This is a genomic window from uncultured Paracoccus sp., from assembly GCF_945915435.1.
Classification (GTDB): domain Bacteria; phylum Pseudomonadota; class Alphaproteobacteria; order Rhodobacterales; family Rhodobacteraceae; genus Paracoccus.
In genome coordinates, this window is the sequence record NZ_CAMEFG010000003.1 from 107,857 (window position 1) to 133,735 (window position 25,879).

Annotated in this window: 20 protein-coding genes; 7 read left to right on the plus strand and 13 right to left on the minus strand. The window is 65.1% G+C overall.

Annotation, left to right across the window (positions count from 1 at the left end; genetic code table 11):
- Positions 1 to 35: 35 nt before the first annotated feature.
- From Q0O97_RS02125 to Q0O97_RS02145, 5 genes are all read right to left on the minus strand, one after another.
- Positions 36 to 1,136, minus strand: coding sequence for a flagellar basal body P-ring protein FlgI (locus Q0O97_RS02125; protein ID WP_294924132.1), 1,101 nt, complete (start codon positions 1,134 to 1,136; stop codon positions 36 to 38).
- The gene (locus Q0O97_RS02130) at positions 1,133 to 2,152 is read right to left on the minus strand and encodes a flagellar hook protein (protein ID WP_294924135.1); all 1,020 of its coding nucleotides are present in this window, start codon (positions 2,150 to 2,152) and stop codon (positions 1,133 to 1,135) included. Before Q0O97_RS02130 ends, Q0O97_RS02125 begins: the two co-directional genes overlap by 4 nt.
- Positions 2,149 to 3,600: a flagellar hook-associated protein FlgK gene (flgK, locus tag Q0O97_RS02135; protein WP_294924138.1), complete on the minus strand. Its 1,452-nt coding sequence runs from the start codon at positions 3,598 to 3,600 to the stop codon at positions 2,149 to 2,151. The genes Q0O97_RS02130 and flgK overlap by 4 nt, the downstream gene beginning before the upstream one ends.
- 28 nt (positions 3,601 to 3,628) lie before the next feature.
- Positions 3,629 to 4,948: a flagellar hook-basal body complex protein gene (locus tag Q0O97_RS02140; RefSeq protein WP_294924141.1), complete on the minus strand. Its 1,320-nt coding sequence runs from the start codon at positions 4,946 to 4,948 to the stop codon at positions 3,629 to 3,631.
- 86 nt (positions 4,949 to 5,034) lie between these two features.
- The gene (locus tag Q0O97_RS02145) at positions 5,035 to 5,835 is read right to left on the minus strand and encodes a flagellar motor protein MotB (RefSeq protein ID WP_294924144.1); all 801 of its coding nucleotides are present in this window, start codon (positions 5,833 to 5,835) and stop codon (positions 5,035 to 5,037) included.
- A gap of 175 nt (positions 5,836 to 6,010) precedes the next feature.
- Here Q0O97_RS02145 and Q0O97_RS02150 point away from each other — a divergent pair, with 175 nt between their 5' ends.
- Genes Q0O97_RS02150 through Q0O97_RS02165 form a run of 4 tightly spaced genes read left to right on the plus strand, consistent with a single transcriptional unit; the run spans position 6,011 to position 10,058 of the window.
- Complete coding sequence (locus tag Q0O97_RS02150; protein WP_294924147.1) at positions 6,011 to 6,691, plus strand: paraquat-inducible protein A; 681 nt, start codon at positions 6,011 to 6,013, stop codon at positions 6,689 to 6,691.
- On the plus strand, positions 6,688 to 7,350 hold the full coding sequence (locus Q0O97_RS02155; RefSeq protein WP_294924149.1) for a paraquat-inducible protein A: 663 nt from the start codon (positions 6,688 to 6,690) through the stop codon (positions 7,348 to 7,350). Before Q0O97_RS02150 ends, Q0O97_RS02155 begins: the two co-directional genes overlap by 4 nt.
- 10 nt (positions 7,351 to 7,360) lie before the next feature.
- Positions 7,361 to 9,412, plus strand: a complete 2,052-nt coding sequence (locus tag Q0O97_RS02160) for an MlaD family protein (RefSeq protein ID WP_294924153.1) — start codon at positions 7,361 to 7,363, stop codon at positions 9,410 to 9,412.
- Positions 9,413 to 9,416: 4 nt separating this feature from the next.
- Positions 9,417 to 10,058, plus strand: coding sequence for an ABC-type transport auxiliary lipoprotein family protein (locus Q0O97_RS02165; RefSeq protein ID WP_294924157.1), 642 nt, complete (start codon positions 9,417 to 9,419; stop codon positions 10,056 to 10,058).
- 5 nt (positions 10,059 to 10,063) lie between these two features.
- On the opposite strand, the gene Q0O97_RS02170 is transcribed toward Q0O97_RS02165, so the two are convergent.
- The 4 genes from Q0O97_RS02170 to Q0O97_RS02185 all read right to left on the minus strand — a co-directional run bounded on the left by Q0O97_RS02170 (position 10,064) and on the right by Q0O97_RS02185 (position 14,392).
- Complete coding sequence (locus tag Q0O97_RS02170) at positions 10,064 to 10,624, minus strand: flavin reductase family protein (protein ID WP_294924160.1); 561 nt, start codon at positions 10,622 to 10,624, stop codon at positions 10,064 to 10,066.
- Positions 10,621 to 11,439, minus strand: coding sequence for a 3'(2'),5'-bisphosphate nucleotidase CysQ (locus Q0O97_RS02175; RefSeq protein ID WP_294924163.1), 819 nt, complete (start codon positions 11,437 to 11,439; stop codon positions 10,621 to 10,623). The genes Q0O97_RS02170 and Q0O97_RS02175 overlap by 4 nt, the downstream gene beginning before the upstream one ends.
- Entirely contained in the window at positions 11,426 to 12,778 is a 1,353-nt protein-coding gene (locus Q0O97_RS02180; RefSeq protein WP_294924166.1) for a TldD/PmbA family protein, read from the minus strand. Before Q0O97_RS02180 ends, Q0O97_RS02175 begins: the two co-directional genes overlap by 14 nt.
- A gap of 75 nt (positions 12,779 to 12,853) precedes the next feature.
- Positions 12,854 to 14,392: a DUF2125 domain-containing protein gene (locus Q0O97_RS02185; RefSeq protein ID WP_294924169.1), complete on the minus strand. Its 1,539-nt coding sequence runs from the start codon at positions 14,390 to 14,392 to the stop codon at positions 12,854 to 12,856.
- Positions 14,393 to 14,472: 80 nt separating this feature from the next.
- Here Q0O97_RS02185 and Q0O97_RS02190 point away from each other — a divergent pair, with 80 nt between their 5' ends.
- Positions 14,473 to 15,105: an enoyl-CoA hydratase/isomerase family protein gene (locus Q0O97_RS02190; RefSeq protein ID WP_294924172.1), complete on the plus strand. Its 633-nt coding sequence runs from the start codon at positions 14,473 to 14,475 to the stop codon at positions 15,103 to 15,105.
- Positions 15,106 to 15,114: 9 nt separating this feature from the next.
- On the opposite strand, the gene Q0O97_RS02195 is transcribed toward Q0O97_RS02190, so the two are convergent.
- The gene (locus Q0O97_RS02195) at positions 15,115 to 15,456 is read right to left on the minus strand and encodes a DUF2853 family protein (RefSeq protein WP_294924175.1); all 342 of its coding nucleotides are present in this window, start codon (positions 15,454 to 15,456) and stop codon (positions 15,115 to 15,117) included.
- Between the two features lie 114 nt (positions 15,457 to 15,570).
- Positions 15,571 to 16,962, minus strand: a complete 1,392-nt coding sequence (gene ahcY, locus Q0O97_RS02200) for an adenosylhomocysteinase (protein ID WP_294924178.1) — start codon at positions 16,960 to 16,962, stop codon at positions 15,571 to 15,573.
- A gap of 185 nt (positions 16,963 to 17,147) precedes the next feature.
- Here ahcY and Q0O97_RS02205 point away from each other — a divergent pair, with 185 nt between their 5' ends.
- Both Q0O97_RS02205 and Q0O97_RS02210 read left to right on the plus strand, forming a co-directional pair.
- The gene (locus Q0O97_RS02205; protein WP_294924181.1) at positions 17,148 to 19,022 is read left to right on the plus strand and encodes an autotransporter assembly complex family protein; all 1,875 of its coding nucleotides are present in this window, start codon (positions 17,148 to 17,150) and stop codon (positions 19,020 to 19,022) included.
- Positions 19,022 to 23,512, plus strand: a complete 4,491-nt coding sequence (locus Q0O97_RS02210) for a translocation/assembly module TamB domain-containing protein (RefSeq protein WP_294924184.1) — start codon at positions 19,022 to 19,024, stop codon at positions 23,510 to 23,512. The genes Q0O97_RS02205 and Q0O97_RS02210 overlap by 1 nt, the downstream gene beginning before the upstream one ends.
- A gap of 556 nt (positions 23,513 to 24,068) precedes the next feature.
- On the opposite strand, the gene Q0O97_RS02215 is transcribed toward Q0O97_RS02210, so the two are convergent.
- A complete protein-coding gene (locus Q0O97_RS02215) occupies positions 24,069 to 24,437 on the minus strand; it encodes a hypothetical protein (RefSeq protein WP_294924186.1) in 369 nt (122 codons plus the stop codon).
- Between the two features lie 180 nt (positions 24,438 to 24,617).
- A partial coding sequence (locus Q0O97_RS02220; RefSeq protein ID WP_294924189.1) for an FtsK/SpoIIIE domain-containing protein occupies positions 24,618 to 25,879 on the minus strand: 1,262 nt, incomplete at its 5' end.

The window sequence follows — 25,879 nt, forward strand, 5'->3', positions numbered from 1 at the left end:
CAGCTTTTCGCTTGCCCAGGGTCGCGCTTGCTGCGTCATCGGACGACGAATTCTGCATGTAACGCCCCCGCAGCATGGATCGTCTGCAGGATGTCGATCAGATCACGGGGCTTGACGCCCAGGGCATTGAGACCCGCGACCACATCGGACAATGAGGTTTCACCTTGCAGTTCCGCAAATCCGATTCCGGGCTCTTCCGTGATTTCCGCCTGGGTGCGTGGAACGGTGACGGTCTCACCCAGGGAAAAAGGATTCGGCTGCGAAACTACAGGCGTTTCGCGCACCCGGATGGTCAAATTGCCCTGGGACACGGCCACCCGCGAAACGCGCACATCGTCGCCCATCACGATCGTTCCTGATTTGTGGTCCACCACCACGCGCGCGATCGCTTCGGGCCGGACCTGTATATTCTCGATCCTGCCGACGACACGGGCGGGGTTCACGTTGCCCAGAACGGTTGAATTGATCGATACTGTTCCCGAGTCCAGCAGTTCGGCAATATTGACCCCGAAGTCATTGTTGATTGCGGCTTCAATCCGTGCAGCAGTTGTAAAATCAGGGTTTCTAAGTGCTATGCGCAATGTTGTCATCGAGGCGAACTCGAAATTCACCTCTCGCTCGACCCTTGCACCGGCAGGAATTGATCCGGTGGTCGGAACGCCCAGCACGACCCGGGCCGCCTCGCCCGTTGCTTCGGCCCCTGCGGAAAGGATTGCACCTTGCGCAACTGCATAAATTTCGCCATCCGCGGCATTAAGCGGTGTCATGACCAAGGTGCCGCCCAAAAGGCTTTTGGCGTCGCCGATCGCTGCGACACTGACGTCGATCTGAGAACCTGCGCGTGCGAATGGCGGTAGGGTTGCCGTCACGATCACGGCGGCGACGTTCTTGGGCCTGAACGGGTCGTCGGTGACATTGACGCCCAATCGTTCCAGCAGTCCCGCCATGATTTCTTCGGTGAAAGGTGAATTGCGGATACTGTCGCCAGAGCCGTTAAGTCCGACGACAAGGCCGTAACCCACCAGATCGTTTCCCCGAACACCGTCAAACGTTGCGATATCCTTGATTCTGACCGGCGCGGAAATCGCGAGACTTGGGAGGATCAACAAAAACAGACAGAGGACGAACCTGTTCATCGCAGGTAATCCGTCAGCTTCAGTGACGAAATTCTTTCGGTGATGACGTAAATGTTCTGAAGATCCGCCACGGCCTCTTTCAACGCTGTCGCGGTTTCGTAGGGATCGGCGCCGATCAGATTGCTGCGCGCGGTTTGCAAGGCCGCGCTTTCAGATTCGTTGCGGACCTTCGCCCGTGCGGTTGCCTGTTCTTGCATGCCGACATGGGCGCGCAGATCGGTCAGAAGGCTTGCCGCTGTCGTTAGTCGGGTTCCGGAGATCTCCATCAGATCTCGCAACTCAGTGGTGGGGATGCTGTCGCGCCTGTCCCAGGCAAGGGCACCCAGTATCAGACCTTTCAGGGTTTCGCGGATTTCGGGGGCGGCGGCGGTCAAATCCGTGCCGATACTTGTCGATCTGTCGATGGGGATCGGCGCACGACCGTTGTCTGACCCCGTATAGGTATGGTCCAGGAAACCGCCTGCGCCGGCGACCGCATCGAACCATTGATCAACCGCTGTGACGATGTCGCCGACCGTTGTCGCCCCGCTGATAGCGGCCTGTATCTGGGACAACATCTGATCCGCGGAAACCAGCGGAGCAGCATCGGTCTGCTGCCCGGAAAACAGAAAGCGCCCCCCTACGGAGCCATTCAGCATATTGACAACGACTTCAAGGTCATCGGCTGCTTGCGAGGCGTGGATCAACAAGGAATTATGGGACCCCGTGCCTGATCCGGCAAGGATCGACGGTCCGTCGAATGCCACGATATCGTGAATGGCGGTAAGGGTCGATTGCATGTTCGTCAATTCGGTAGTGGACTGATGAATGTTCATCATGAAGGTTTTCAGTGCTTCGATCCGTCCTTCGATCTGATTGACTTGGGAAAGATCGCCGCCGTTTGCCTTGGCGATGTCCGATTTGACGCCGGTTGTTACCTCGCCTACCAGGGTATCAATCCGGCTTTTGATATTGTAATTTGCCAATCTTAGCTGAAAGGAACGGGACAAATCACCGATGGATGAAAAATTGCTCATGATAACCTCAGGAGTTGATCCAGCATATCGTTTGCGGCCTGAATAACCTTGGCGTTTGCAGCATAGGCCTTTTCAAGCTGGATGAGTTGCTCGATTTCTTGATCGCTGTCCACGCCATGTGCAGCAAGCATCATTTCGATACCTTCGGAATAGGATTTGCTTTTTTGTGCTCCTGCTTCGGATTTCAGCCGATCATTGGCGGCAAAGGTCAGGATCTCCGATGCGAAAGTCGTGGCAGAGTGGTTGGTCACACCGGTCCGGGGGATCATCGCGCTGTCACGGCGGGCCAGCGCGTCGCGAATATTGTTCAATATCGTCCCGTCGGCGACGTTTTGAGACGATAGTCCGTAAAGACCATCACGGATGCGCGACAAGATGCCGCCATTCTCGGGGTCAAGTGCCGCGTTGACTTCAATCCGGTTTGCAAAGCCAGTCAGGTCGACGTTCGACAATGTGGATTGCCGATCCGTGAATAGGCCGGGCATGCCGGTCCCGATCGTCGGATCGACGGTGTCGGTCGCCACCCGGCGATAGAGATCAGCGGCATAGGTGTCGATGGTGGACTGATAGCCGGGCGCCAGATTGTCGCGGATGTCGAAAGCGGCCTCGAGACTGCCGCCCCGGAAGAGCGACATCTGGTTTCCACTGAGTGCCATGCCGTCGAAGGTGATGCCACCAAGCTGACCATGCTGGAAAGACATTTGCGGCGTGATGACTGGCGTCGCGGAAAACTCGATCTTTGCCGGTGTCGTCCCATCAAGCAGGGTTGCCCCCCCTTTCGTGAAGAGGGCGATCTGGCCATTGGCGCGGGGCACCTCTTGAATCGCGACGATATCGGAAATGCCCGCGATCATGTTTTGGCGCGCATCCTCAAGACCGGCGCTGTCTTGGCCCTTGGACCTTGCGACCGTGATCATGCGGTTGAGGCGCGCGATTTCGGAAAGCGATGTGTTGAGGCGATCGATATCCTTGGCAATTCGCTGATCGGCTTCGCTGCGCGATGCCTGGATCGTATCTGCGATTGCCCGGATCTTCTGGGTCAGGGCCTGGGCGCCGTCCAGGACGCCTTGCAGGCGTGGGCCGCTTTCCGGGGTGGCCGCTGCGATCGTCAGCGCATTCTCGAAATCGTTGAACATGCCCAGCAGCGAATCGGGCTGATTGGCGGATCCTACCGCCTGTTCGATCCGGCTGTGGAAATCATGCGTCAGCAGGGCCTTGCCCAGGTCGGCCTGCGCGAGGCGGGAATCGGCGAGGATCGCGACGGGCACCCGCCGGATTACCCCGTCGACATGGACACCGCCCCCGAACGTGCGCGCGGATAGTGAAACTTCGCGTGCGCCATAGCCGGGGGTCGAGGCGTTGGCGAGATTGGACGCCACGATCTCGGTTCCGCGCGAAACCGCGGTCAGGCCGGAAACGGCGTTTGAAATGGCTGAGGAGAGGCTCATCTGTTCGGACCCTTCGGTTGATGCCGACTCACCGTTTGAGGTGGGTCGTTTCCTGGAACATTTCGTCCACGGTCTGGATGACCTTGGCGTTGGACGAATAGGCGCGTTGCGTCTGGATCAGGTCGGTCAGTTCGGCGGCGATGTCGGTTGTCGACCCCTCGCGCGTGTAGCCTGCCACGGCACCGGTCGGGCCGTCGCCCGCATCCCACAGGAAGAACGATCCCGAATGGGGCGAGACCTGGTAGGTCTGGTTGTTCAGTGCCGACAGGCCATTCGGATTGGGCACGTCCACCAGCGGGATCTGATAGATCGTGCGGGTAAAGCCGGTGTCGTAGGTTGCGCGGATATATCCGTATTCGTCGACCTCGACCCCCGTCAGGTTGCCGACCGGAGAGCCGTCCTTGGTGATATTGGTCGGTGCGAAATCGTCGCTGAGTTGGGTCAACCCGTTCGGATCGCCAAGCCGCCCGATGTTGACCGTGATCGGGCCGCCGGCGACCTGCAACGACAGCCCGCCCGTCGCCGGATCGTAGCCGCCGCCGGAAAGCGCGGTTACCGAGGCCAGCGTTCCGCCCGAGGTCTGCGTGTCGTCGAAGACCAGCGTATATTCCCCGATGATGTTGTTGGCCGGGTCCGAGGCCGAATCGCGGATCACCATGTTCCAGGTGTTCGACATCCCGCTGCCCGCGGCGACCTGCGGGGTAAAGGTGATGTCCAGCGATTCCGAAGTGCCGAGGTTGCCGAAATATTCCACCTTCAGCGGCCAGGTCGTGCCCGGCGCGCCTGCCTGCGTATCGGTCGCGGGCAGGTTCACGCCCAGGGACATGTTCTTGGTCGGATCGGCAGAGGTCTGGTTGGGGTTGATCACGATCGGTTGCAGTCCGACGGTGGTATCGCGTGCCATGACCGGGATCGAGCCATCCGCATTCGCGGGCCAGCCCATCAGCACCAGCCCCGATTCGGTCTTCAGCACCCCATCCGCATCGGTCCTGAAGGACCCCGTCGTCGTCATCAGCAGGGGCCGGTCGTCCCGCCCCATCGAGGGCATGTGAACCGAGTTCATCACCGGCAGCATTCCGCGCCCCGAAACCGCGATATCCATCGGGTGCGATGTGCCCACCAGCGGGCCTTTCTGGTCGATCAGGCGCTGGGTGCTGGCGCGCACGCCACCGGCGGAATAGGTGCCTGCCCCCCGTGTCTGGCGGATGACCATCGATTCGAATTCGGTGTCCACCCGCTTGTAGCCGTAGGTGCTCGAGTTCGAGATATTGTCCGAAATGCCGGCGAGGCGTGTCGAATTGGCGGCAAGACCCGCCACGCTTGCATTCATTGCCGAGGACATGGACATGATTGATTGACCTTTCGCATCTGTCTTTTGTTCGAGGATGTGGCAAGGGCGTTAACATCCGCCTAACGGCGGCGGATTTTTCGCCGCTATCTAAGTAAAATCACCTCTATCCGGTTGTTGTTGGGGTCCATCGGATTGACCGAGCGGTTGCGGCGGTCGGCATGGCTGACCACGCGCTGGATGCGCCTTTCGTCGAAGCCCGCCTCTTGCAGCAGGTTGCGGACGGTGTGGGCGCGGGCGTCGGACAAGGCCCAGACGGGCGACTGGACCAGCATTTCGGGATAGGCGCGGACATGGCCGTTGATCGCGATATCGTTGCGCACCCGTCCCAGAACCCGTGCCAGGATCGCCCCAAGTTCGCGCATGGCCGCCGTCGGTTGGGCCGAATCGCCGTCGAAAAGCGGGTCCGAGGTCAGGTCGGTCAGTTCGATCACCAGCCCTTCGTCGGTCATGCGGGTGACGACATGGCGCAGCAGGTTGGTCATCTGCATCGATTCCGCGCCGCTGCCGGTCAACTGGTCCTGAATGTGCCGCGCCATCTGGTCGAAGCCCGATTCGGCCCCCTCGCGCGCCTGGGCAAGGCGCTGGTCCAGCGATGCGCCCATGCCCCGGCCACCGTCATCGGGGGATTCCGCGTCCTGCCCGCCGAACCCGCCTTCGGTTCCGCCGGCCGGTGTCTGTATCACGGTCGGATTGAAATATTCGGCCAGGCCCTTGCGCTGCTTTTCGGTGGTCGCGTTCAGCAGCCACATCAGCAGGAAGAACGCCATCATCGCGGTCATGAAATCGGCATAGGCGACCTTCCACGCGCCGCCGTGATGCCCCCCGTCCTGGCCCGAGGATATCCGTTTGACGATGATGGGCGAATTGCCCTTGCGCGATGGCATGCGGGACCCTTTTCCACTGTGCTGCTGAACCGAAGCTTTACGACCAGGCGGCAAACATCCAGTTAACGGATAAAATGCCATCTATTTTCCCCGGCCAGACAGGCGGTATCGGACCAGTTCGCGGCTTGGCGAAATGCCGCGCCGCGTCTATCTTGCGTGGATGGACAGGCAGGGCGTGACATATGATCTTCGGACGGGCAGGGGGCTGATCGCCTGTCCGCGCTGCGACGCGCTGCATGTCGAGGAGGAGCTGGAGGACGGCGAAACCGCCCGCTGCATCCGCTGCAACGGCATCCTTGCGCGTCCGCGCGCGGGGGCGTTTTCGCGGATCATCGCGTTGTCCTTCACCTCGCTGGTGCTGATCTTCGCGGCGGTGTTCTTTCCGTTCCTGGAAATCTCGCGCATGGGGTTCGGCAATGCGACCTCGCTTTTCGGGGTGGCGCTGGCGTTTTCGCATGGCTGGCTGATGCCGCTGACGGTGGCGATGCTGACGCTGATCGTGGCGGTTCCCGCCTTGCGCGCGGGGCTGCTGGTCTACACGCTGATGCCGCTGACCGGCGGACGCCCGCCCTGGCGCCATGCGGTCCCGGCCTTTCGCCTGTCCGAGGCGCTGCGGCCCTGGTCCATGGCCGAGATCTTCATCATCGGAACCGCCGTTGCGCTGGTCAAGGTCGCGGGGCTGGCGAGCGTCAGCCTCGGCCCCGCCTTCTGGGCGTTTTGCGGGCTGATCCTGGTCAACGCGGCCTCGTTCGCCTTTACCAGCGCCACGACCATCTGGGACGCGATCGAGGACGGCGGGCTGAAGACCGACGGCCGCGAAATGACCCCCGACACGGTGCCACGGGGGCAGACATGAAGCCCGCCGCCGACGATGCCGCCGCGCCGATCATGACCGCCCATCGCGCGCGGCTGATCGGCTGCCGGGGCTGCGGCCGCGTCTGGCCCGAATCGCAAGAGCTGTGCAACCGCTGCGGGACGCAACTGGTGCCGCCCGATCGCCGCTGCCTGCAAGCGGTATGGGCGTGGATGGCGGCGGGGATCATTTTCTACATCCCGGCCAACCTGTTTCCGATGCTGCGCACGGAAACCTTCGCCGGATTGCAGGGCAACAGCAACGCCACCATCGTCGGCGGCGTGATCGAGCTGGTGCGCTATGGCAACTGGGGTGTTGCGCTGATCGTCTTCGCCGCCTCGGTCGTGGTGCCCATCGGCAAGTTCGTGGCGATCACCTGGCTGGCGCTGGCCGCCGGGCGTCCCGCCACGGTCGCAAGCGCGCATCGCCGCCTGCATGTCTTCGAGGTGGTCGAGTTCATCGGGCGCTGGTCCATGATCGATGTTTTCGTCGTGGCGATCCTGTCGGCGCTGGTGCAACTGGGTTTCGTGGCCTCGATCCACCCCGGCCCGGCGGCGGCCAGCTTTGCCTTGTCTGTTGCCTTTACCATGCTTTCCGCGCAAAGTTTCGACCCGCGACTGATCTGGCGCGGGTTGCCGTTGCGCAACCGCCGGGACCTTTGACTGATTTTGCATGACCGATAACGATTCCGACCTGAAACCCGCCAGCCCGGTGCGCAAGACCGCGGCCCGCGCCGCCCGCGCGGGGATCTCGGTCATCTGGCTGGTGCCGATCGTGGCGCTGATCGTTACGCTTGGGCTGGCGTGGAACGCCTACAGCGGCCGCGGCACCCTGATCAGCGTCGAGTTTTCGGATGCGACCGGCATCATCCCCGGCGAAACCGCCCTGAAATTCCGCGAGATCACGGTGGGCGGCGTCGAATCGGTGCGCTTTACCTCGGACCTGTCGCGGGTCGTGGTGAATATCCGCGTCGACCGCGACGTGGCCGAATATATCGATTCGGATGCCGAGTTCTGGATCGTGCGCCCGCAGGTTTCGGCGCAGGGGATCCAGCGGCTGGACACGGTGCTGACCGGCGCCTTCATCGAAGGTTTCTGGGACAATGAGGTGGGCGAGACGCAGCGCAATTTCACCGGGCTGGACCGGATGCCGCTGACGCGCGTGGGCCAGTTGGGGACGTGGATCGTGCTGTCCTCGGACAATGCCAAGGGGCTGACCGAGGGCGCGCCGGTGACCTTTCGCGGCGTGCAGGTCGGCACGATGCAGAACCTGCGCCTTGGCCGGGACGACGAATCCGTGCTGGCCGACGCCTTTATCAACGCGCCCCATGACCAGCGGCTGACCACGGCCACGGTTTTCTGGGACATTTCAGGCTTTTCGGTCTCGCTTGGCCCGACGGGGGTGGCGGTGAACGTCAGCTCGGTCGCCTCGCTTCTGCAAGGCGGGATCGAGTTCGCGACCCTGACCAGCGGCGGCCAGCGCGTTCCGCAGGGCCATGTCTTTCCCCTGCACCCCGATGAGGCCAGCGCCCGCGCCTCGGTCTTCATCGACGAGGAAACGCTGGTGCGCCTGTCGGTGCAGCTTGAGGGCAACATCACCGGGTTGGAGGTCGGGGCCGAGGTGCGCTACCGGGGCCTGACCGTCGGGCGGGTCACCGAACTGTCGGTTCGGGTCGATCCCGACGCCAATGACGGCGCGGGCGCGGTCTATCAGCAGTTGACGGTTGCGCTGACGCCCTCGCGCCTTGGGTTGCCGGCGGAAACGACGCCCGACGAAACGCTGGACTACCTGGCCCGGCGTGTCGAAAACGGGCTGCGCGCGCAGGTTGCCGGTGCGGGTTTCTTCGGCATCTCGCTTGTCATTGACCTGATCGAGATCGAGGATGCCGATCCCGCGGAACTGGACCGGCAGGCGCGGCCCCATCCGCTGCTGCCCTCGGTTCCCGGCGAGGTGTCGGGCATCGCGGATACGGCGCAGGGGGTTCTGGCGCGCGTCAACGACATGCCCATAGAAGAGGTGATGCGCGCCGCCACCGACATGATGAACAGCATCACCGCCATCGCCGCGAACGAAGACACCCGTGCCGTTCCCGCATCCCTGCGCGTGGCCATCGACGAGATTCAGGGCGCCGCCGGGGAATTGCGCGCCGCCACCGCCGAATTGCGCGCGGGCGGGGCCATCGGGCAGATGCGCGGGTTTGTCGATGAGGCGACGCTGGCCGCCGAATCCGTGCGCATCGCCGCCGACGACGTGCCCGACATGGTGGACAGGATCGAGGCCGCCGTCGATTCCTTCGACGAGTTCGACTTTCCCGGCATCAGCGAAAAGGTCAGCGCCATCCTTGGCGACCTGCGCACCATGCTGGGCAGCGAGGATGCCGAGCAACTGCCCCGCAACCTGTCGGAAACGCTGCAAGCCGCCTCGGGGCTGCTCAACGACCTGCGCGACGGCAATGCGGCGGGCAGCCTGAACGAGGCGCTGGTTTCCGCCCGTGTCGCGGCGGATCGCATCGCCGCCTCGACCGAGCGGATGCCCGAGGTGACCCGGCGGATCGAGGCCCTGCTGGCGCGCGCCGACACCGTGATCGCGGCCTATGGCAACCGTTCGGATTTCAACAACGAAGCCATTGGTATGATGCGTGAAATGCGCCGCGCCGCCAATGCCTTCGGCAGCCTTGCGCGCCTGATCGAACGCAATCCCCGCGCCTTCATCCTTGGACGGTAAGCCGATGATACGCCATTTCCTGATCGCCCTTTCGACCCTTGCACTGCTGGCGGGATGTTCGAATCCGATGAAGACGGGGCGCTACCTGATCGACCCGCCCGCGACGGGCGAACGTGTGCCCGACCGCCTCGGCACGGTGGAACTGCGCGAGGTATCGCTGCCCGAATATGCTTCGGGCGACGAAATCGCATGGCAGACCGGCGACGGGGCGGTGCGGCTGGATTCGCGGCGGCTGTGGGCCGACAATCCGCAGCGCGGCTTTACCATGACGCTGGCGCGGGCGATTTCCGATATTTCTGGCGCGACTGTCATCGCCGAGCCCTGGCCGCTGGCCGAACCGCCCCGCCGCAGGCTTGAGGTGCGGGTGGAGCGCGCGCTGGCGCAGGCGGGCGGGACCTATCGCCTTTCGGGGCGCTATTTCCTGTCCGAGGACCGCGCGGGCGGGACGAACCACGCGCGCAGCTTCGACATCCAGGTGCCGCTGCCCTCGGATGACGCGGGGGTGATCGCGCAGGCCCAATCGGCGGCCATCGCCGCGCTGGCGCGCCAGATCGCGGTGCTTGGCGGGCCGGGCGCGGCGATCCGCACCAGCGCCACCCGGCCCGAGCCGCTTTTCGCGGATTCGCTGGCCTTCGACGGGTTCTGAGCGGCTCAGCCGGATTCGAAGCTGCCGAATTTCCCGGCGGCAAAGACCAGCGGATGGTCGTCCGGCCCCCCGGTCGTGACGCGCAGGACCTGCCCGATCAGCACGGAGTGATCGCCCGCCGCATGGCAGGCATAGCGCGCGCAGTCGAACCGCGCGGCGGTGCCGGGGATGACCGGCACGCCCTCGGGGGTGATGTCGGTGGCCAGCCCCTCGAACCCCGCGCCGCCACGGGTGAAGCGCAGGCAGACGTCCAGTTGCTCGACCCCCAGGATATGCGCCGACCAGCCTTGCGCCTGCGCGAAGATGTCATGCCTGCTGGACGCGCGGGCGGGGCACCACATGATCAGCGGCGGCTCCAGCGAGACGCTGGCAAAGCTGTTGACCGTCATCCCCACCGGCCCGCCCGGTCCCTGCGCGGTGATGACCGTCACCCCCGTCGCGAAACGGCCAAGCGCGTCGCGCAATTGCCGCCCCTGCGCGGTCGAGGGCTGGAAGGTGATCGCATCGGCCAGCCTGTCAAGCGTGACATCGGGCAGTTTCGGCAGGTTCGTCTTGTCGTTCGTCATTGCGTTTCCGTCGTCTGGCCGGGTTGAGATTGGGGCTGACCGGCCATCCGGGCCATGATCTGCCCATGCAGCCGGGGCGGGGCGACGATCAGCCCGTCCAGCCGTGGCTGCGCCGCGTTGAAGCGCATCGCCTGACCCATGCGGTCGGTGGCCTGCGCGCCCGCGCGCTCTGCGATCAGGCTGCCCGCCGCCACGTCCCATTCCCAGGTGCTGCGCCAGGACAGGGCGGCGTTGAAACGCCCCTCGGCCACCAGGCACAGCCGCCACGCCAGTGAGGTGCGGAACTGCCGCCGCAGCCCATCGCATCCCGTGCGCCAGTGATCGGGGGCGAAGGTGGGCTTGCTGGCCAGCGCGGTGGCGCCGTCGAAGTCGTGTTCGCGCGCGCGGATCGGCTGGCCGTTCAGCGTGGCGGGGCCGTCCGCTTGCGCCAGATAGGTCAGGCCAAGCGCGGGCAGATGGACCGCGCCCGCCACGGCCCGTCCGCCCTCGACGATGGCGATGGACTGGGCGAAACCCTGCTGGCCGTCCAGAAAGGCGCGGGTGCCGTCGATCGGATCGACGACGAACAGCCGCCCCGGACCCAGGCGGGTGGGGCTGTCGGGGCTTTCCTCGGACAGCCAGCCGTAATCGCCGCGTGCCCCGCGCAGGGTGTCCTCGAGGTAGGCGTTGACGGCCAAGTCGGCCTCGCTGACCGGGCCAGCCGCGCCGCCCTTGTCCCATGCGCGCGGGTCCTTGCGCCAGTAGCGCATGGCGATGCGCCCGCCCTCCTCGGCGGCGCGGGCAAGCAGTTGCAGGTCGGTTTCATGCGCCGGCAAGGGTCATTCCCCGGACAAGCAGGCTTGGAACGCAGTGCCCGCGCCATTGCGGCAGGTCGTCGGCGGCGGTCAGGGACATCAGCATCTCGCGCAGGTTGCCCGCGATGGTGCATTCGTTGACGGGATAGGCGATCTCTCCGCTCTCGACCCAGAAGCCCGCGGCGCCGCGCGAATAATCGCCTGTGTTCTGGTTCACCGACGATCCCAGCATCGATGTCACGACCAGCCCGCGCCCCATATCGCGCAGCAGATCCGCGGGCGAGGCGGTGCCGGGCGTCAGGCGGATGTTCGTGATCCCCGGCGCGGGCGGGCTGGCGGCGCCGCGCATCGCGCTGGCGGTCGAGGTCATCCCCAGCTTGCGCGCGGTGGTCAGGTCCAGCGTCCAGCCCGTCAGCACGCCGTCGGCCACGATGTCGCGCCGGACTGTGGGCAGCCCCTCGCCGTCGAAGGGGCGCGAGCCGGGCATCCGCCGCAGCAACGGGTTTTCGTGCAGGTCCAGCCCCCTGGGCAGCACCTGCTGGCCAAGCGCGTCGCGCAGCCAACTGTTGCCCCGCGCGATGGCGGTGCCGTTGACGGCGGCCAGCAAATGGCCGATCAGCCCCGCCGCCACGCGCTGATCGTAGAGGATCGGAAAGCTGCCGGTGGGCGGTTTGCGCGCGCCCGCGCGGGCTGCGGTGCGGCTACCCGCCTCGCGCCCGATCTGGGCGGGGTCGGGCAGGTCGCTGCGGAAGACGCGCGATTCCGAGGCCCAGTCACGTTCCATCCCCAGCCCCTCGCCGGTGATGGCGATGGTCGAAATCGCATGGCTGCTGCGCCGCAGCCCCCCCGAGAAACCGTTCGAGCTGCGCAACCACATGCGGCGTTCGGCGTGGCTGGCGCTTGCGGCCTCGACGCGCGAGATGCCTGCGACCGACAGCGCCCCCGCTTCGGCCGCCAGCGCCATGTCGCGCAATTCGTCGGGCGAGGGTGGGGCCGCATCGTCGAACAGTTCCAGCCGCCCGGCATCGGTATCCCGCGCAAGCTGATCGGGTTCGGCAAGGCCGAGATCGTCGTCCACAGGCGCCTCGCGCGCCATCGCGACGGCACGGGCGGCCATTTCCGCAAGGGTCCGGTCCGACTGGTCCGAGGCCGAGACGCAGGCCTGCCGCCCCCCGATCAACACGCGCAGCCCGATATCCACGCCATCCGCGCGCTCGGCATGTTCCAACTGCCCGGCGCGCACGTCGATCGAGACCGCCGCGCCCGAGACGGCCAGCGCATCGGCTTGATCCGCGCCCGCGCGCAGCGCCTGATCCAGAAGTTTCCCCGTCAGTTCCCGCAGGGTTTCAGCGCCGTTCATCATCACCTCATACGAAAAGGGGCCGGGACGAAGCCCGGCCCCTGTCATCGGACCTTGACTGTCTGGTCGGCAGTCTTACTGCACCTGCTGGCCGTTCGCAAAGACGGAACCGTCCTCACGCATCTCGATTTCCGTGGTGCGGGTGCCGGGGTTGGACGGATCCTCGCGGCCGAAGGCGCCGATCATGGCGTTGGCGGCCATCACCTGCTCGGGCGGCAGCAGGCCCATCTGGGCCAGTTTCTGCACCAGTTCGGCAACGCCCGAATAACGCAGGTTCAGGTTGCCGACGGGCTGGTCCATGTCGAATTCCTCGGAAGGACGCAGATCGCCGCTGGCCTCGACATTGGCGCCGACGGCCTTGATGGCAAGCTGGTTCAGCGTCAGTTCGATCAGGTCGAAGGGCTGGTCGTCGATGCCCTGATTCAGCTCGCCCGGCGTGGCGTTTTCGGTCGCGGCGGCCATCGCATCCGGGTCCATCATGTCGAACTTGACGCGGGTCTGGCCGGTTACGTCGATGTCGATATTGGCCGGGTCGCGGTCAAGCTGGCGGGTCGGGTCGAACAGGTCCCAGATCGGATCGCCAAGCGTCAGGCCGGTCAGCGAATAGGCCAGCTTGAAGGGCTGCGCGTCCTCGGATTTCGAGACCGGCATTTGCAGGTCGAAGGTGCTGGATTCGATCGCGTAGGTGATCGGGAAGGGCACGGGCATCATTGCCATCTCGAAGCCGACATTGCCGCTGTTGACCTGATAGACCAGGCCGTCGCGCGACATTTCGAAGTTCAGGTCCGACGGGCCGGTCTGGACGGTGCCGCTGCCCTGCTGGGGCTGCTCGCCTTCCGGGGCGGCGTTGAACTCGAAGCTGGCCTCGACCTCGCCGATATTGGCCACGCCCTTGATCTCAAGCCCCGCGTTCAGCGCGGCGCCGATGTTTTCGTTCGTGTTGGTGCCCGCGGGCGCGCCGCCCATCTGCCCTTCCGAACTGAGCGCGCCGATGGTGCCGTTGGCCTTGACCGTCAGGTCGGGCGTTTCGACATCGACGTCGAAGCTGGCGCCCTCGGTCGCGTGGGTGAAGGACCAGCGCGGCGTGTCGCCGCCGGTCGCCTGCACGCTGCCGGTGGAGTTGGTCAGCGCGATCTCGATCGGCAGGTCGATGGTTTCCTCGCCGGTCTGCAACTGCTGGACCTGCACCGTCATCTGCGGATAGGTGTAGCTGTGCGTCATGTCGTCGGCATCGCCCGAAGTCACGACCTCGTGATCGGGATAGAGCAGCCGCATGGTCAGGGCGTATTCCTCGCCATCCGGGTTGGTGCCGCGGAATTCCAGGTCCTGCTCGGGCGTCTGGGTCAGGCGCACGCCGCCGTCGCCGGTTTCCTGCAAGATGATTTCGGGAACGGTGAAGTTGAGCGCGCCGCTTTCGTCCCCGGTGGTGAAGGCAACATCCTTCAGCGTCAGGGTCGCACCGGCCTGTTCGCGGCTGCCTTCGGTGATTTCGTAGCCCGAGGCCTCGAAATATTGCAGCCAGTTTTGCCATGCCTCTTCCGGTGTGATATCCGCAAGGGCGGGAACGGAAAAGGCCATCAACGCAAGTGCCGAGCTTGTCAGTCGAAGGGACATGGATTTTACCTTTCAGGATCGCAAGCGAGAATTTATGCCGGTTGTGCCACAGCGAACCTGGCAGTCCAAGGAGTGTTCCCATGTTTTTTCATACAATTGAGCAGGGTTTGGCCACTCTGACCCTTTCGCGCCCCAATAAGGCGAATGCGCTGACCGAAACTATGCTGGCGGCTGTGGCCGATGCGGTCGAGGAAGCCGCCGCCACCGACCTGCGCGCCCTGATCCTGACGGGCGAGGGGCGGGTCTTTTCCGCCGGCGCCGATCTGGACGAGGTTGCGCGGGGCCTGGCCCTGTCGCCGCAATGGGCGCGGCTGTCGGGGCTGATCGCGGGGCTGCCCTGCCTGACGATCGCGGCGCTGAACGGGACGGTCGCGGGTGGCGCGCATGGGATGGTGCTTGCCTGCGACATCCGCATCGCCGTGCCGCAGGCGCGTTTCTTCTATCCGGTGATGCGGCTCGGCTATCTGCCGCCTTCGGGCGATGCGGGCCGGATGGCCGCGCTGATCGGGCCTGCGCGGACGCGGATGATCCTGATGGCCGGGCAGAAGATCCCGGCCGAACAGGCGTTGCAATGGGGGCTGATCGACGAGATCGCGCCCCCCGATGGCCTGATGGCCCGCGCGCGCGAACTGGCGGCCGACGCGCTGGCCGCCGATCCCGCCCATGTCGCCGCGATCAAGGCGCAGACGACCGGGGGGCAGGCGGCGGGCTGAGGTCTTCGTTCAGGCGTAGGCCGATTGCTTGCCGAAATGCGTGCAAAGCAGGTAATAGACGACGGGCCGGTATTTGTTGCGGTTCGAGGTGCCGTAGCGTGTGATCACATCCTCGATCGCGGCCATCAGTTCCGGTCCGTCGGGCAGGCCCAGCTTTTTCACCAGATAGCTGTCCTTGACCCGCTCAAGCTCGGACTTGTCCGATCCGGCGACGGTCTCGCCGTCGGCGTTGTAGATGCTTGGTCCGCAGCCGATGGTGACCTTGGTCAACAGGTCCATGTCCGGCTCGATCCCCAGCTTGTCGCGCAGGTCCGCCGCATATTTCGCGATCAAATCGTCACGTTTACTCATTTCTCACTATCCCTTGCCAACAAGAACCCCGAAGCAGCTATCGGGGACAAGGGAAGGATGGTCGCCTGCGCCCCGAAAATCAACATCTTGATGGGGCGCACGGCGTTCCGGCGCCTAGTAGCGGTAATGGTCGGACTTGAAGGGGCCTTCGGGCGTCACCCCGATATAGTCGGCCTGTTCGCGCGACAGTTGCGTCAGCTTGACCCCGATCCGGTCCAGATGCAGCCGCGCGACCTTTTCGTCCAGGTGCTTGGGCAGGATATAGACGCCGGGCTGGTAGTCGTCGCCCTTGGTCCACAGCTCGATCTGGGCCAGCACCTGGTTGGTGAAGCTGGCCGACATGACGAAGCTGGGGTGACCCGTCGCATTGCCCAGGTTCAGCAGGCGGCCTTGGCTCAGCAGGATGATGCGGTTGCCCGAGGGCATCTCGATCATGTCCACCTGGTCCTTGATATTGGTCCATTTGTGGTTCTTGAGGCTGGCGACCTGAATTTCATTGTCGAAATGGCCGATATTGCCGACGATGGCCATGTCCTTCATCTCGCGCATATGCTCGATGCGGATCACGTCGCGGTTGCCGGTGGTGGTGACGAAGATGTCGGCGCTTGCCACGACATCCTCCAGCAGCACGACCTCGAACCCGTCCATCGCGGCTTGCAGGGCGCAGATCGGATCGACCTCGGTCACCTTGACCCGCGCACCCGCGCCTTGCAGCGATGCCGCGCTGCCCTTGCCCACGTCGCCGTAACCGCAGACCACGGCGACCTTGCCCGCCATCATCACGTCGGTCGCGCGGCGGATGCCGTCCACCAGCGATTCCTTGCAGCCGTATTTGTTGTCGAATTTCGATTTCGTCACAGAGTCGTTCACGTTGATCGCGGGGAAGGGCAGCAGGCCGCGCTTGTGCAGGTCGTAAAGGCGATGGACGCCGGTCGTGGTTTCCTCGCTGACCCCGCGGATGGCGTCGCGCTGGCGGGCGAACCAGCCCGGCGTCTCGGCGATGCGCTTGCGGATCTGCGAAAACAGCGCCTCTTCCTCTTCGCTGGTGGGGGCGGCGATCAGGTCGGTCTCGCCCGCCTCGACCCGTGCGCCCAGCAGGACATACATGGTCGCGTCGCCGCCGTCGTCCAGGATCATGTTGGCCGTGCCATCCGCGAACCGGAAGATGCGGTCGGTATAGGACCAGTATTCTTCCAGCGTTTCGCCCTTGATGGCAAAGACCGGCACGCCGGTTGCCGCGATGGCCGCCGCCGCGTGGTCCTGCGTCGAATAGATGTTGCACGACGCCCAACGCACATCCGCGCCAAGGGCGGTCAGCGTTTCGATCAGCACGGCGGTTTGGATGGTCATGTGCAGGCTGCCCGCGATCCGCGCGCCCTTCAAGGGCTGCGCCTCGCCATATTCCGCGCGCAGGGCCATCAGGCCGGGCATCTCGGTCTCGGCGATGTCCAGCTCCTTGCGGCCGAAATCGGCCAGCGAAATGTCGCGGATGATATGGTCGGTCATGGTCGGCCCCTGCTGATGAATCCGGCGCGGGCCTAGCATTCGCCGCCCGGCATTACAATCGGCGCCAACCTTGTCGCATCAGGGTAACGAATTCGCAAAAATTCACCTATACGCAGAACTCGGGTTGGAAAATGCGCGTTGGTGCCGCAAGGTTCACGCAAAAGAGATTGGGCGCAAGGCGGGCGATGAAACAGGCAATCAATGCAGGCGCGGCGGGTATCCTGCTGATCGGGACGGGAATTTCGGCGGCGCTCGCGCAATCGGGATCCTTGTCGCCCGTATCCTCACCCTTCGGGGGCTGGTTCGGAGGAGAGGCCGAATCCCCCGTCGAGCTTGATTTCCAGATCGCCGGCGACGACGATTCCCTTGAAGGCCGGCTGCGCGGCGCATCCCTGATCGCGGGCGCGCGCGACGAGGGGCGCATCACCGGGCAGGACATTCTGGCCGCCGCGCGGGGCGATTATGCGCGTATCCTGGGCACGCTTTACGACGCGGGATATTACGACGCCGAGATCAACATCACGCTGGACGGGGTCGAGGCGGCGCAGATCGCCACGCTGGACGCCCCGCCCGTGATCCGGCGCGTGCTGGTCCAGGTCCAGCCGGGCACGCGGTTCCGCTTTGCCCGCGCCGATATCGCGCCGGTCGCGCCGGGCAGCGACATCCCCTCGGGCTACAGGGTGGGCGAAACCGGCGGGACGGGGGTGATCCGCGACGCCGCGCAGGCGGGTGTCGATGGCTGGCGCGAGGTGGGCCATGCCAAGGCCGACGTGGCCGCCTCGGACATCGTGGCCGATCACCGCAACCACAGCATCGACAGCCGCGTCGTGCTGGCCCCCGGTCCGGCGTTGCGTTTCGGCCGGATGCATGTGCGCGGCAACGAACGCCTGAGCGAGCGCCGCCTGCGCAAGATCGCCGGTTTCCCCGAGGGCGAGCGGTTCGACCCCGAAAAGATCGAGGATATCCGCAAGCGCCTGCGCCGCAGCGGCGTCTTTTCCGCCATCACCATCACCGAGGCCGACGAGGTCGGTCCCGGCAACACGCTGGACCTTGACCTGCTGGTGATGGAGCAGGCGCCGCGCCGCATCGGGGGCGGGTTCGAACTGTCAAGCTCGGACGGGCTGGCCGTGACCGGCTACTGGATGCACCGCAACCTGCTGGGCGGGGGTGAGCGGCTGCGGGTGGATGCCCAGGTCTCGGACATCGGCGCCAAGGATTCGGGGCGCGACATCACGGCGGGCATCCGGCTGGACCGCCCCGCGACGCTGCACCCCGACCTGACCGGCTATACCGAGTTGCGGGGCGAGCGGCTGCGCGAGGAAGACTATGACATGGACGCGCTCAGCTTCGGCTTCGGCTTCACCTATATCAAGAGCGACCGGCTGAGCGCCGATATCGGGCTGCAATACCGCCGCCTTGACGTGACGGATGAGACCGGAGACAGCGAATTCCGCCTGTTCGCGCTGCCGATGTCGGTGACATGGGACCAGCGCGACGAACCCACCGACGCCAGGCGCGGCTATTGGCTGAAGGGCGAGCTGACGCCTTTCCTGGGCCAGGGCGACACCGGCAACGGCGCGCGGCTTGTGACCGAGGGCCGCACCTATCACAGCTTTGGCGAGGATGACCGGATCACGCTGGCGGGCCGGGTCAGGCTGGGTTCGGTCTTTGGCTCGGAAATCGAGAACACGCCGCGCGACTACCTGTTCTATTCGGGCGGCGGCGGCTCGGTCCGCGGGCAAAGCTACGAATCCCTTGGGGTCGAGGTGCTTGAAGGTCCCGATGGCGATCTGGTCAAGACCGGGGGGATGAGCCTTGCCAACCTGTCCGCCGAGGTGCGTTTCCAGTTGCGCGAACGCATCGGTCTGGTCGCCTTCGCCGATGCGGGGCGCGTCTGGGAGGACAGCGGCTGGGGCGGCAGCAGCGACTGGCACGGCGGCGCGGGCGTGGGCGTGCGCTACACCACGCCCATCGGGCCGCTGCGCTTCGACGTCGCGGGGCCCTTCGGCAGCACCGACGACGGCGTGCAGGTCTATCTTGGGCTGGGGCAGGCATTCTGATGCGAAACACGATCACCCGTATCTGGCTGTCCCTGTGGCTTGCGCTGTGCGGCGCAGCGGTCGCCCATGCGCAGGCCACCGTGGCCGAGATCGCCGCCGAAGAGGACGACGACCAGGGCTTCATCACCCGGCTTTTGCAGGAAAAGCTGTCCGATGCCGGGCGGCAGGTCTCGATCCAGGGGTTCGAGGGCGCGCTTTCGTCGCGGGCGACCTTCACGCGGCTGACCATCGCGGATGACGACGGCACCTGGATCACGCTGGAAAACGGCGCGATGCAATGGACCCGCAGCGCGCTTTTCGCCCGCCGCGTCCAGATCCAGGAACTGTCGGCCGAGCGGGTCATCCTGCCCCGCCTTCCCGGTGCCGCCGAGGGCGAACTGCCGCAGGCCGAGGCGCCCGAATTCGCGCTGCCCGAACTGCCGGTGGGGATCAATATCGAACGGATCTCGGTCGGGCGGGTGGAACTGGGCGAGGATGTGATGGGCGTCGAGGCCACCGCCTCGGTCGAAGGCTCGATGAATCTTTCGGGCGGCGAGGGCGGGGCGCAACTGACCATCAACCGCGTCGACGGCCCACGCGGCGTCTTTGCGCTGGACGGTGAATTTTCCAACGAAACCCGCGTGTTGCGTGTCGGTCTTGACCTGGATGAGGACGCCGACGGCATCTTCGCCAACCTTGTCGGGCTGGAAGGCCGCCCCGCCGTCGCGGCGCAGATCAATGGCGAGGGGCCGCTGAGCGAATTCGCCGCCGACCTGCGGCTGGCGACGGACGGGCAGGACCGCGTGACGGGACGCTTCGCGCTGGACAATGTCCAGCAGGGGGATGAGCAGGGCACCGCCTTTCAGGTCGATATCGGGGGCGATATCGCCGCGCTGGTCCCGCCGCAGCATCGCGATTTCTTCGGCGCCAGTTCCCGCATGCGGGCCGAGGGCTGGCGCGGGCAATCGGGCCGGGTCGAGGTGCCGGTGCTGTCGATCAACACCGATGCGCTGGACCTGTCCGGCTCGGTCGCGACGACGGACAGAGGCGCGCCTGCCGGGTTCGACCTGCAATTGCTGCTGGGCGAGGATGCGGGGGCCTCGACCGTGCCGGTGCGGCTGCCCTGGGCGGACAAGCCGACGACCGTGCGCTCGGGCAACCTGCGGCTGTTTCACGACGCGGCGCAGGATTCCGTCTGGACCCTGCGCGGGCGGGTCGGCGACATCCGGCGCGAGGAAGGCAGCCTGACCGAATTGCGCATCGACGGGCGCGGCCATGTCGAGATGGACGGCAGCGCGCTGGAACTGCTGCGCGGCTGGATCGCCTTCGGCATGGACGGCATCGACGCCGCCGACCCCGCGCTGGCCGAGGCCGTGGGCGGTTTCCTGAACGGCGGCCTCAACTTCCACTTCCGCCCCGGCAATGCGCTGAACCTGTTCGGCATGAACATCAACGGCAGCGACTACCGACTGACGGGGGACACCTTCGTTTCGGGCCTGTCCAGCGGGATCACGCTGGCGGGCGACGTGGCGTTCCAGCACCGCGACCTTTCGCGGCTGTCGGGGCTGGCGGGGCGCGATCTGAGCGGCTCGGCCACGGTCGAGGTGCGGGGACCCTATGTCCTGCTCAGCAACGCCTTCGACCTTCAGGCCGAGATCAGCGGCACCGACATCACCATCGACCAGGAACATGCCGACCGGCTGCTGGCCGGGCAATCGGTGATCCGCGTCAACGCCCGGCGCGACACGACCGGCATCCGGCTGCGCGAATTGACCGTCAACGCGCGCAACCTGACGGCCGAGGCATCGGGCTACCTGAACTCGAACGCGGCGGATGTGCAGGCGCGGATCTCCATGCCCGACCTGTCGGTGGCGGATCCGGCGATGGCCGGCTCGGTCCTGACGACGGCGCAACTGACCGGCCCGCGCCACGGGCGGCGGCTGCAACTGGACGGGCGGGCCGAGAACCTGGTCACCGGCATCGCCCAGCTTGACGGCGCGCTGGCGGGCACCACCCTGCTGACCGCGCGGGCGGGCGAGGTCGACGGCTCGTTCGAGTTGCAAGAGATGACGCTGGAAAACCCCCAGCTTCAGATCGAGGGCGAGGGGCGTTTCGCCGAAGGCGCGATCGACGCCACCCTGGGCTTCGACATGGGCGACCTGGCAGTTCTGGACATGGGCTTTTCGGGCGGGCTGAACGCCTCGGCCCGGATCAGCGAAAGCGAGGCCGTGCGGCGCATCGTGGTCGAGGGGCTGGGGCGCGATCTCAGCCTTGGCCCGCAAGAGGGCACGCTGCCGGGCGAGACCCGCCTGACCCTGCAAGCCGAGGAACAGGGCGGCAACCTGACCATCCAGAACCTCGACCTGGCGAATGCCGAGATGAACGCGACCGCGCAGGGCGTCATCGGCGAGACGCGCACCGACCTGACGGGCGAGGTCGATATCCGCTCGCTGGCCGCTTTCGGGCGGGGATGGGGCGGTGCGCTGCGGGCCGAGGGGTCGTTCAGCGACGACGGGCAGGGCGGGCGGCTGCTGGACGTGACCGGCACCGGGCAGGGCCTGTCCTTTGGGCAGGCGCAGCTTGACGGGGCGCTGTCCAGCGAAACCCGCCTGACGCTGCGGGGCACCGAACGCGACGGGCTTTTCCAGATCGACACCGCCGAGGTGGACAGCTCATCGCTGCAATTTCAGGCCGATGGCCAGCTTGGCGGCGGGCAAAGCGACCTGCGCGCCCGCCTGAACGCGCAGGACCTGCGTTTCCTGGGGCAGGGTTTCCGGGGCGCGCTGAATGCGACCGGCCACCTGACCGAGGCCGAAGGCACGCGCAATATCGCCGTGCAGGGCAATGCCAGCGGGCTGGCGGTCGGCAATCCGCAGGCCGATGCGGTGCTGGCGGGGCAGACCAGCCTTGACGCCGCGATCAGCCTCGACGGGGAAAACCGGCTGGCGATCCAGCGCGTGAACCTGGGCAACAACCAGTTCAGCGTCACCGCCGACGGCGATCCGGCGCTGCTGAACCTGCAAGCGCGGCTGGCCGATCTGGCGCTGATCGTGCCGGGCTTCGGCGGCCCGCTCGAGGTGCAGGGCACCGTCGGGCAGGGGGCCGAGGATTTTCAGGTCGATGTCGCCGTCAATGCGCCGGGCGGGTTGCAATCGCGGGTGGCGGGGGTGATGGCGCGCGATTTCTCGACCACGAACCTGTCGATCAACGGGGGCGGGGATGCCGCCATCGTCAACCCGCTGCTGCGCACCCGCAGCATCCAGGGGCCGCTCAGCTTCGATCTGACGCTGAACGGCCCGCCGGGGATCGGCGCGCTTGGCGGGCGGCTGGCGCTGACGAACGGGCGGCTGGCCGAGCCTCGGCTGGGTCTCAGCGTCAGTGCGGTCAATGCGGTTGCCGATTTCGCGAACGGCCAGGCGCAGGTGGACATCCAGGGCCAGGTCGATGCGGGGGGAACGATTTCGGTCAGCGGCCCGGTTTCGCTGACCGGCGGGCCGCTGGACCTGGCTGCGCGGCTTTCGGGCGTCGTCTTGCGCGACCCCAACCTTTACGAGATCCTGGTGGATGGCGAGGTCGGCGTCAGCGGCAATCCCGCCGACGGGCCGCTGGTGCAGGGCCGCATCAATGTGCAGGAGGCCGAATTGCGCATCCCCTCGACCGGGTTCGGCGGGGCGGCCTCGATTCCGCCGATCCAGCATCTTTACGACCGCCCGCCGGTGCGCGCGACACGGGCAAAGGCGGGGCTGTCGGAATATCCGGGCGATGCGGCGGCGCTGGCGGGCATGGCCGGTCCGGCGGCGGTGCCGCCCGCCAATCCGGCGCGGTTCGACCTGACGATTTCGGCCCCGCAACAGGTCTTCGTCCGTGGGCGGGGCGTCGATGCGGAACTGGGCGGCGAGATCCGCCTGACCGGCGACGCCCGCACCCCGATCCCCGTCGGCCAGCTTGAGCTGATCCGGGGCCGCGTCGATCTGCTGGGCAAGCGGTTCGACCTGACCGAGGGGCTGATCGAGATGCAGGGCAGCCTGATCCCGATCATCCGCCTTGTGGCCGAAACGGTGCAGGACGGCATCACCACCCGCGTCATCATCGACGGCGAGGCGCGCGACCCCGACATCACCTTTGAATCCAGCCCCGACATGCCCGAGGAAGAAGTCCTGTCGCATCTGCTGTTCGGGCGCGGGCTGGACACGATCACGCCCCTGCAAGCGGCGCAGCTTGCCAATGCCATCGCCGTTCTGGCCGGGCGCGGGGGTGAAGGCATCGTCAGCCGGTTGCGTTCCGCCACCGGGCTGGACGACCTGGACCTTGCCACGGACAGCGACGGCAATGTTTCGGTCAGGGCGGGGAAATACCTGTCGGACAATCTCTATACCGATGTGCAGGTGGGCGCGGACGGAACGACCCGGCTGAACCTGAACCTGGACGTTTCGCGCAGCGTAACGGTGCGCGGATCGGTGAATTCGGAAGGGGACAATGCGCTCGGCGTCTATTACGAGCGTGATTATTGATGCGCTGAACTCGATGAATGACACGCATCGCGATGCCCGCCCTTTTAGCAGAATGTCGACGCAATTCGACGTTCCGATGGGGATCGTGGATCAGCGAAGGCGATAGCAACGGCTTTTCGATCAAGGCTGCGCTATGCCTTTGCTTCATGTGCCTATCACCGCGGCATATTTGGAACGGAAACCGGAAGGCTCATGTCTCGATCCAAAGCCCGCAACCCGACTGGCGGATTCGTCGATGCCGTATTTTTAATGGCAAGGGGAATGAGCCGCACAGAGGTAGTTCAGAGATTTTCCGCAGACGGCGCGACATGCGCAAATAATATTTGCGGCTCGAATATATTCGACAAGGAAAGAATAGCTGAAACTTGGGAATAAGGAATCCCGGTCCTCTCAGACCCTTCAAGACTGTCTGCACGGTATCCATCAACAGCGCCCATATCAACAATCGAGACGACATCACGGGTCGTTTCGATTCCATATTGATCAAGGACGACACAGCCTTGCCGATTGGCGGGTGTCGCGTTGAGTCTTTTGCGGACGCTCGGCCCCGGTTAAATCACCTGCATTCGCCTTCTTGAGGCGCGTTTTCCAGCCTTTTGGCAGTCCGAATTAGACCATCGTCATCAAGCAGTTGCAGATCTCCTGTCGATGGGACGATGCGATATTTTTCGCCAAACGAGGCATCTGCTTCTGCATATGTCTCATTGCCTAATTCTTCCAGAACTGTCTCACTACCAGATCCATCTGAAAAACTGCGACGGATAGTAAGTGATTTGTTAGAGGAAGTTACGAACTCAATGGTTTGGGTAATATTAACGGACGGGGCAAACGCATCGCACCATCTGCCGATCGTAACCTCTGATGCCATGCCAATTGATGATGCAAGTCCCAAAGAAAAAGTTACTGCGCACAAGACTCGTTTCATGTCGGAACCTCATATCAACCATTGCGAAAATCTAAAGAACAAAAGAAGGGGATCAAGCTGCGGCGACTGATCTCTCCGTACCCTATTACCGACCACCCGGACGGCACTTCTCGCCAAGATTCCCACGAGGGCGAATGCCTGCCGAAAGCATAGTTACGGTCGCAAGGCGGCCTGATCCCCTCAGACCTCGGGGACCAGGACCTCGCGTTTGCCGACGTGGTTTGCCGGGCTGACGACGCCTTGTTCCTCCATCTGCTCGACCAGGCGGGCGGCCTTGTTGTAGCCGATCGCCAGCTTGCGCTGGATATAGCTGGTCGAGCATTTGCGGTCCTTGGCCACGATCGCCACGGCCATGTCGTAAAGTTCGTTGTCGCCGCCGTCGCCCGAGGCCAGACCCAGCACCACGTCGATATCGTCGGCCTTGTCGTCGTCGGGGCCTTCGACGACGCCGGACATGTAGCTGGGCGGGCCGAAGCTTTTCAGGTGGCGCACGATTTCCTCGACCTCTTCGTCGGAAACGAAAGGCCCGTGGACGCGGGTGATCTTGGACCCGCCGGCCATATAGAGCATGTCGCCCTGGCCCAGCAATTGCTCGGCCCCCTGTTCGCCAAGGATGGTGCGGCTGTCGATCTTGGACGTGACCTGGAAGCTGATCCGGGTCGGGAAGTTCGCCTTGATCGTGCCCGTGATCACATCGACCGAAGGCCGCTGCGTCGCCATGATCAGGTGGATGCCGCTGGCCCGCGCCATCTGCGCCAGGCGCTGGATGCAGGCCTCGATCTCCTTGCCCGCGACCATCATCAGGTCGGCCATCTCATCGACGATCACGACGATATAGGGGAAGGTTTCGGGCTGGAATTCCTCGGTCTCGAAGATCGGTTCTCCGGTATCCTCGTCAAAGCCGGTCTGGACGGTGCGCTTGAACATCTCGCCCTTGGACAGCGCCTCGCGGACGCGGCCGTTATAGCCCTCGATGTTGCGCACGCCCATCTTGGACATCTTGCGATAGCGTTCCTCCATCTCGCCCACGACCCATTTCAGCGCGACCACGGCCTTTTTCGGGTCGGTGACGACGGGGGACAGCAGATGCGGGATCCCGTCGTAGACCGACAGTTCCAGCATCTTGGGGTCGATCATGATCAACCGGCATTCGTCGGGCGTCAGCTTATAAAGCAGCGACAGGATCATGGTGTTGATCGCGACCGACTTGCCGGACCCGGTGGTCCCCGCGATCAGCAGGTGGGGCATCTTGGCAAGGTTCGCCACGACCGGGCCGCCGCCGATGTCCTTGCCAAGCGCAAGCGGCAGCGGATAGGTGCCGTCGCCATAGGATTTCGAGGCCAGGATTTCCCGCAGCACCACCTTTTCGCGCCGCGCATTGGGCAGTTCGATCCCGATCACGGTGCGGCCCGGCACGGTGGAAACCCGCGCCGACAGCGCCG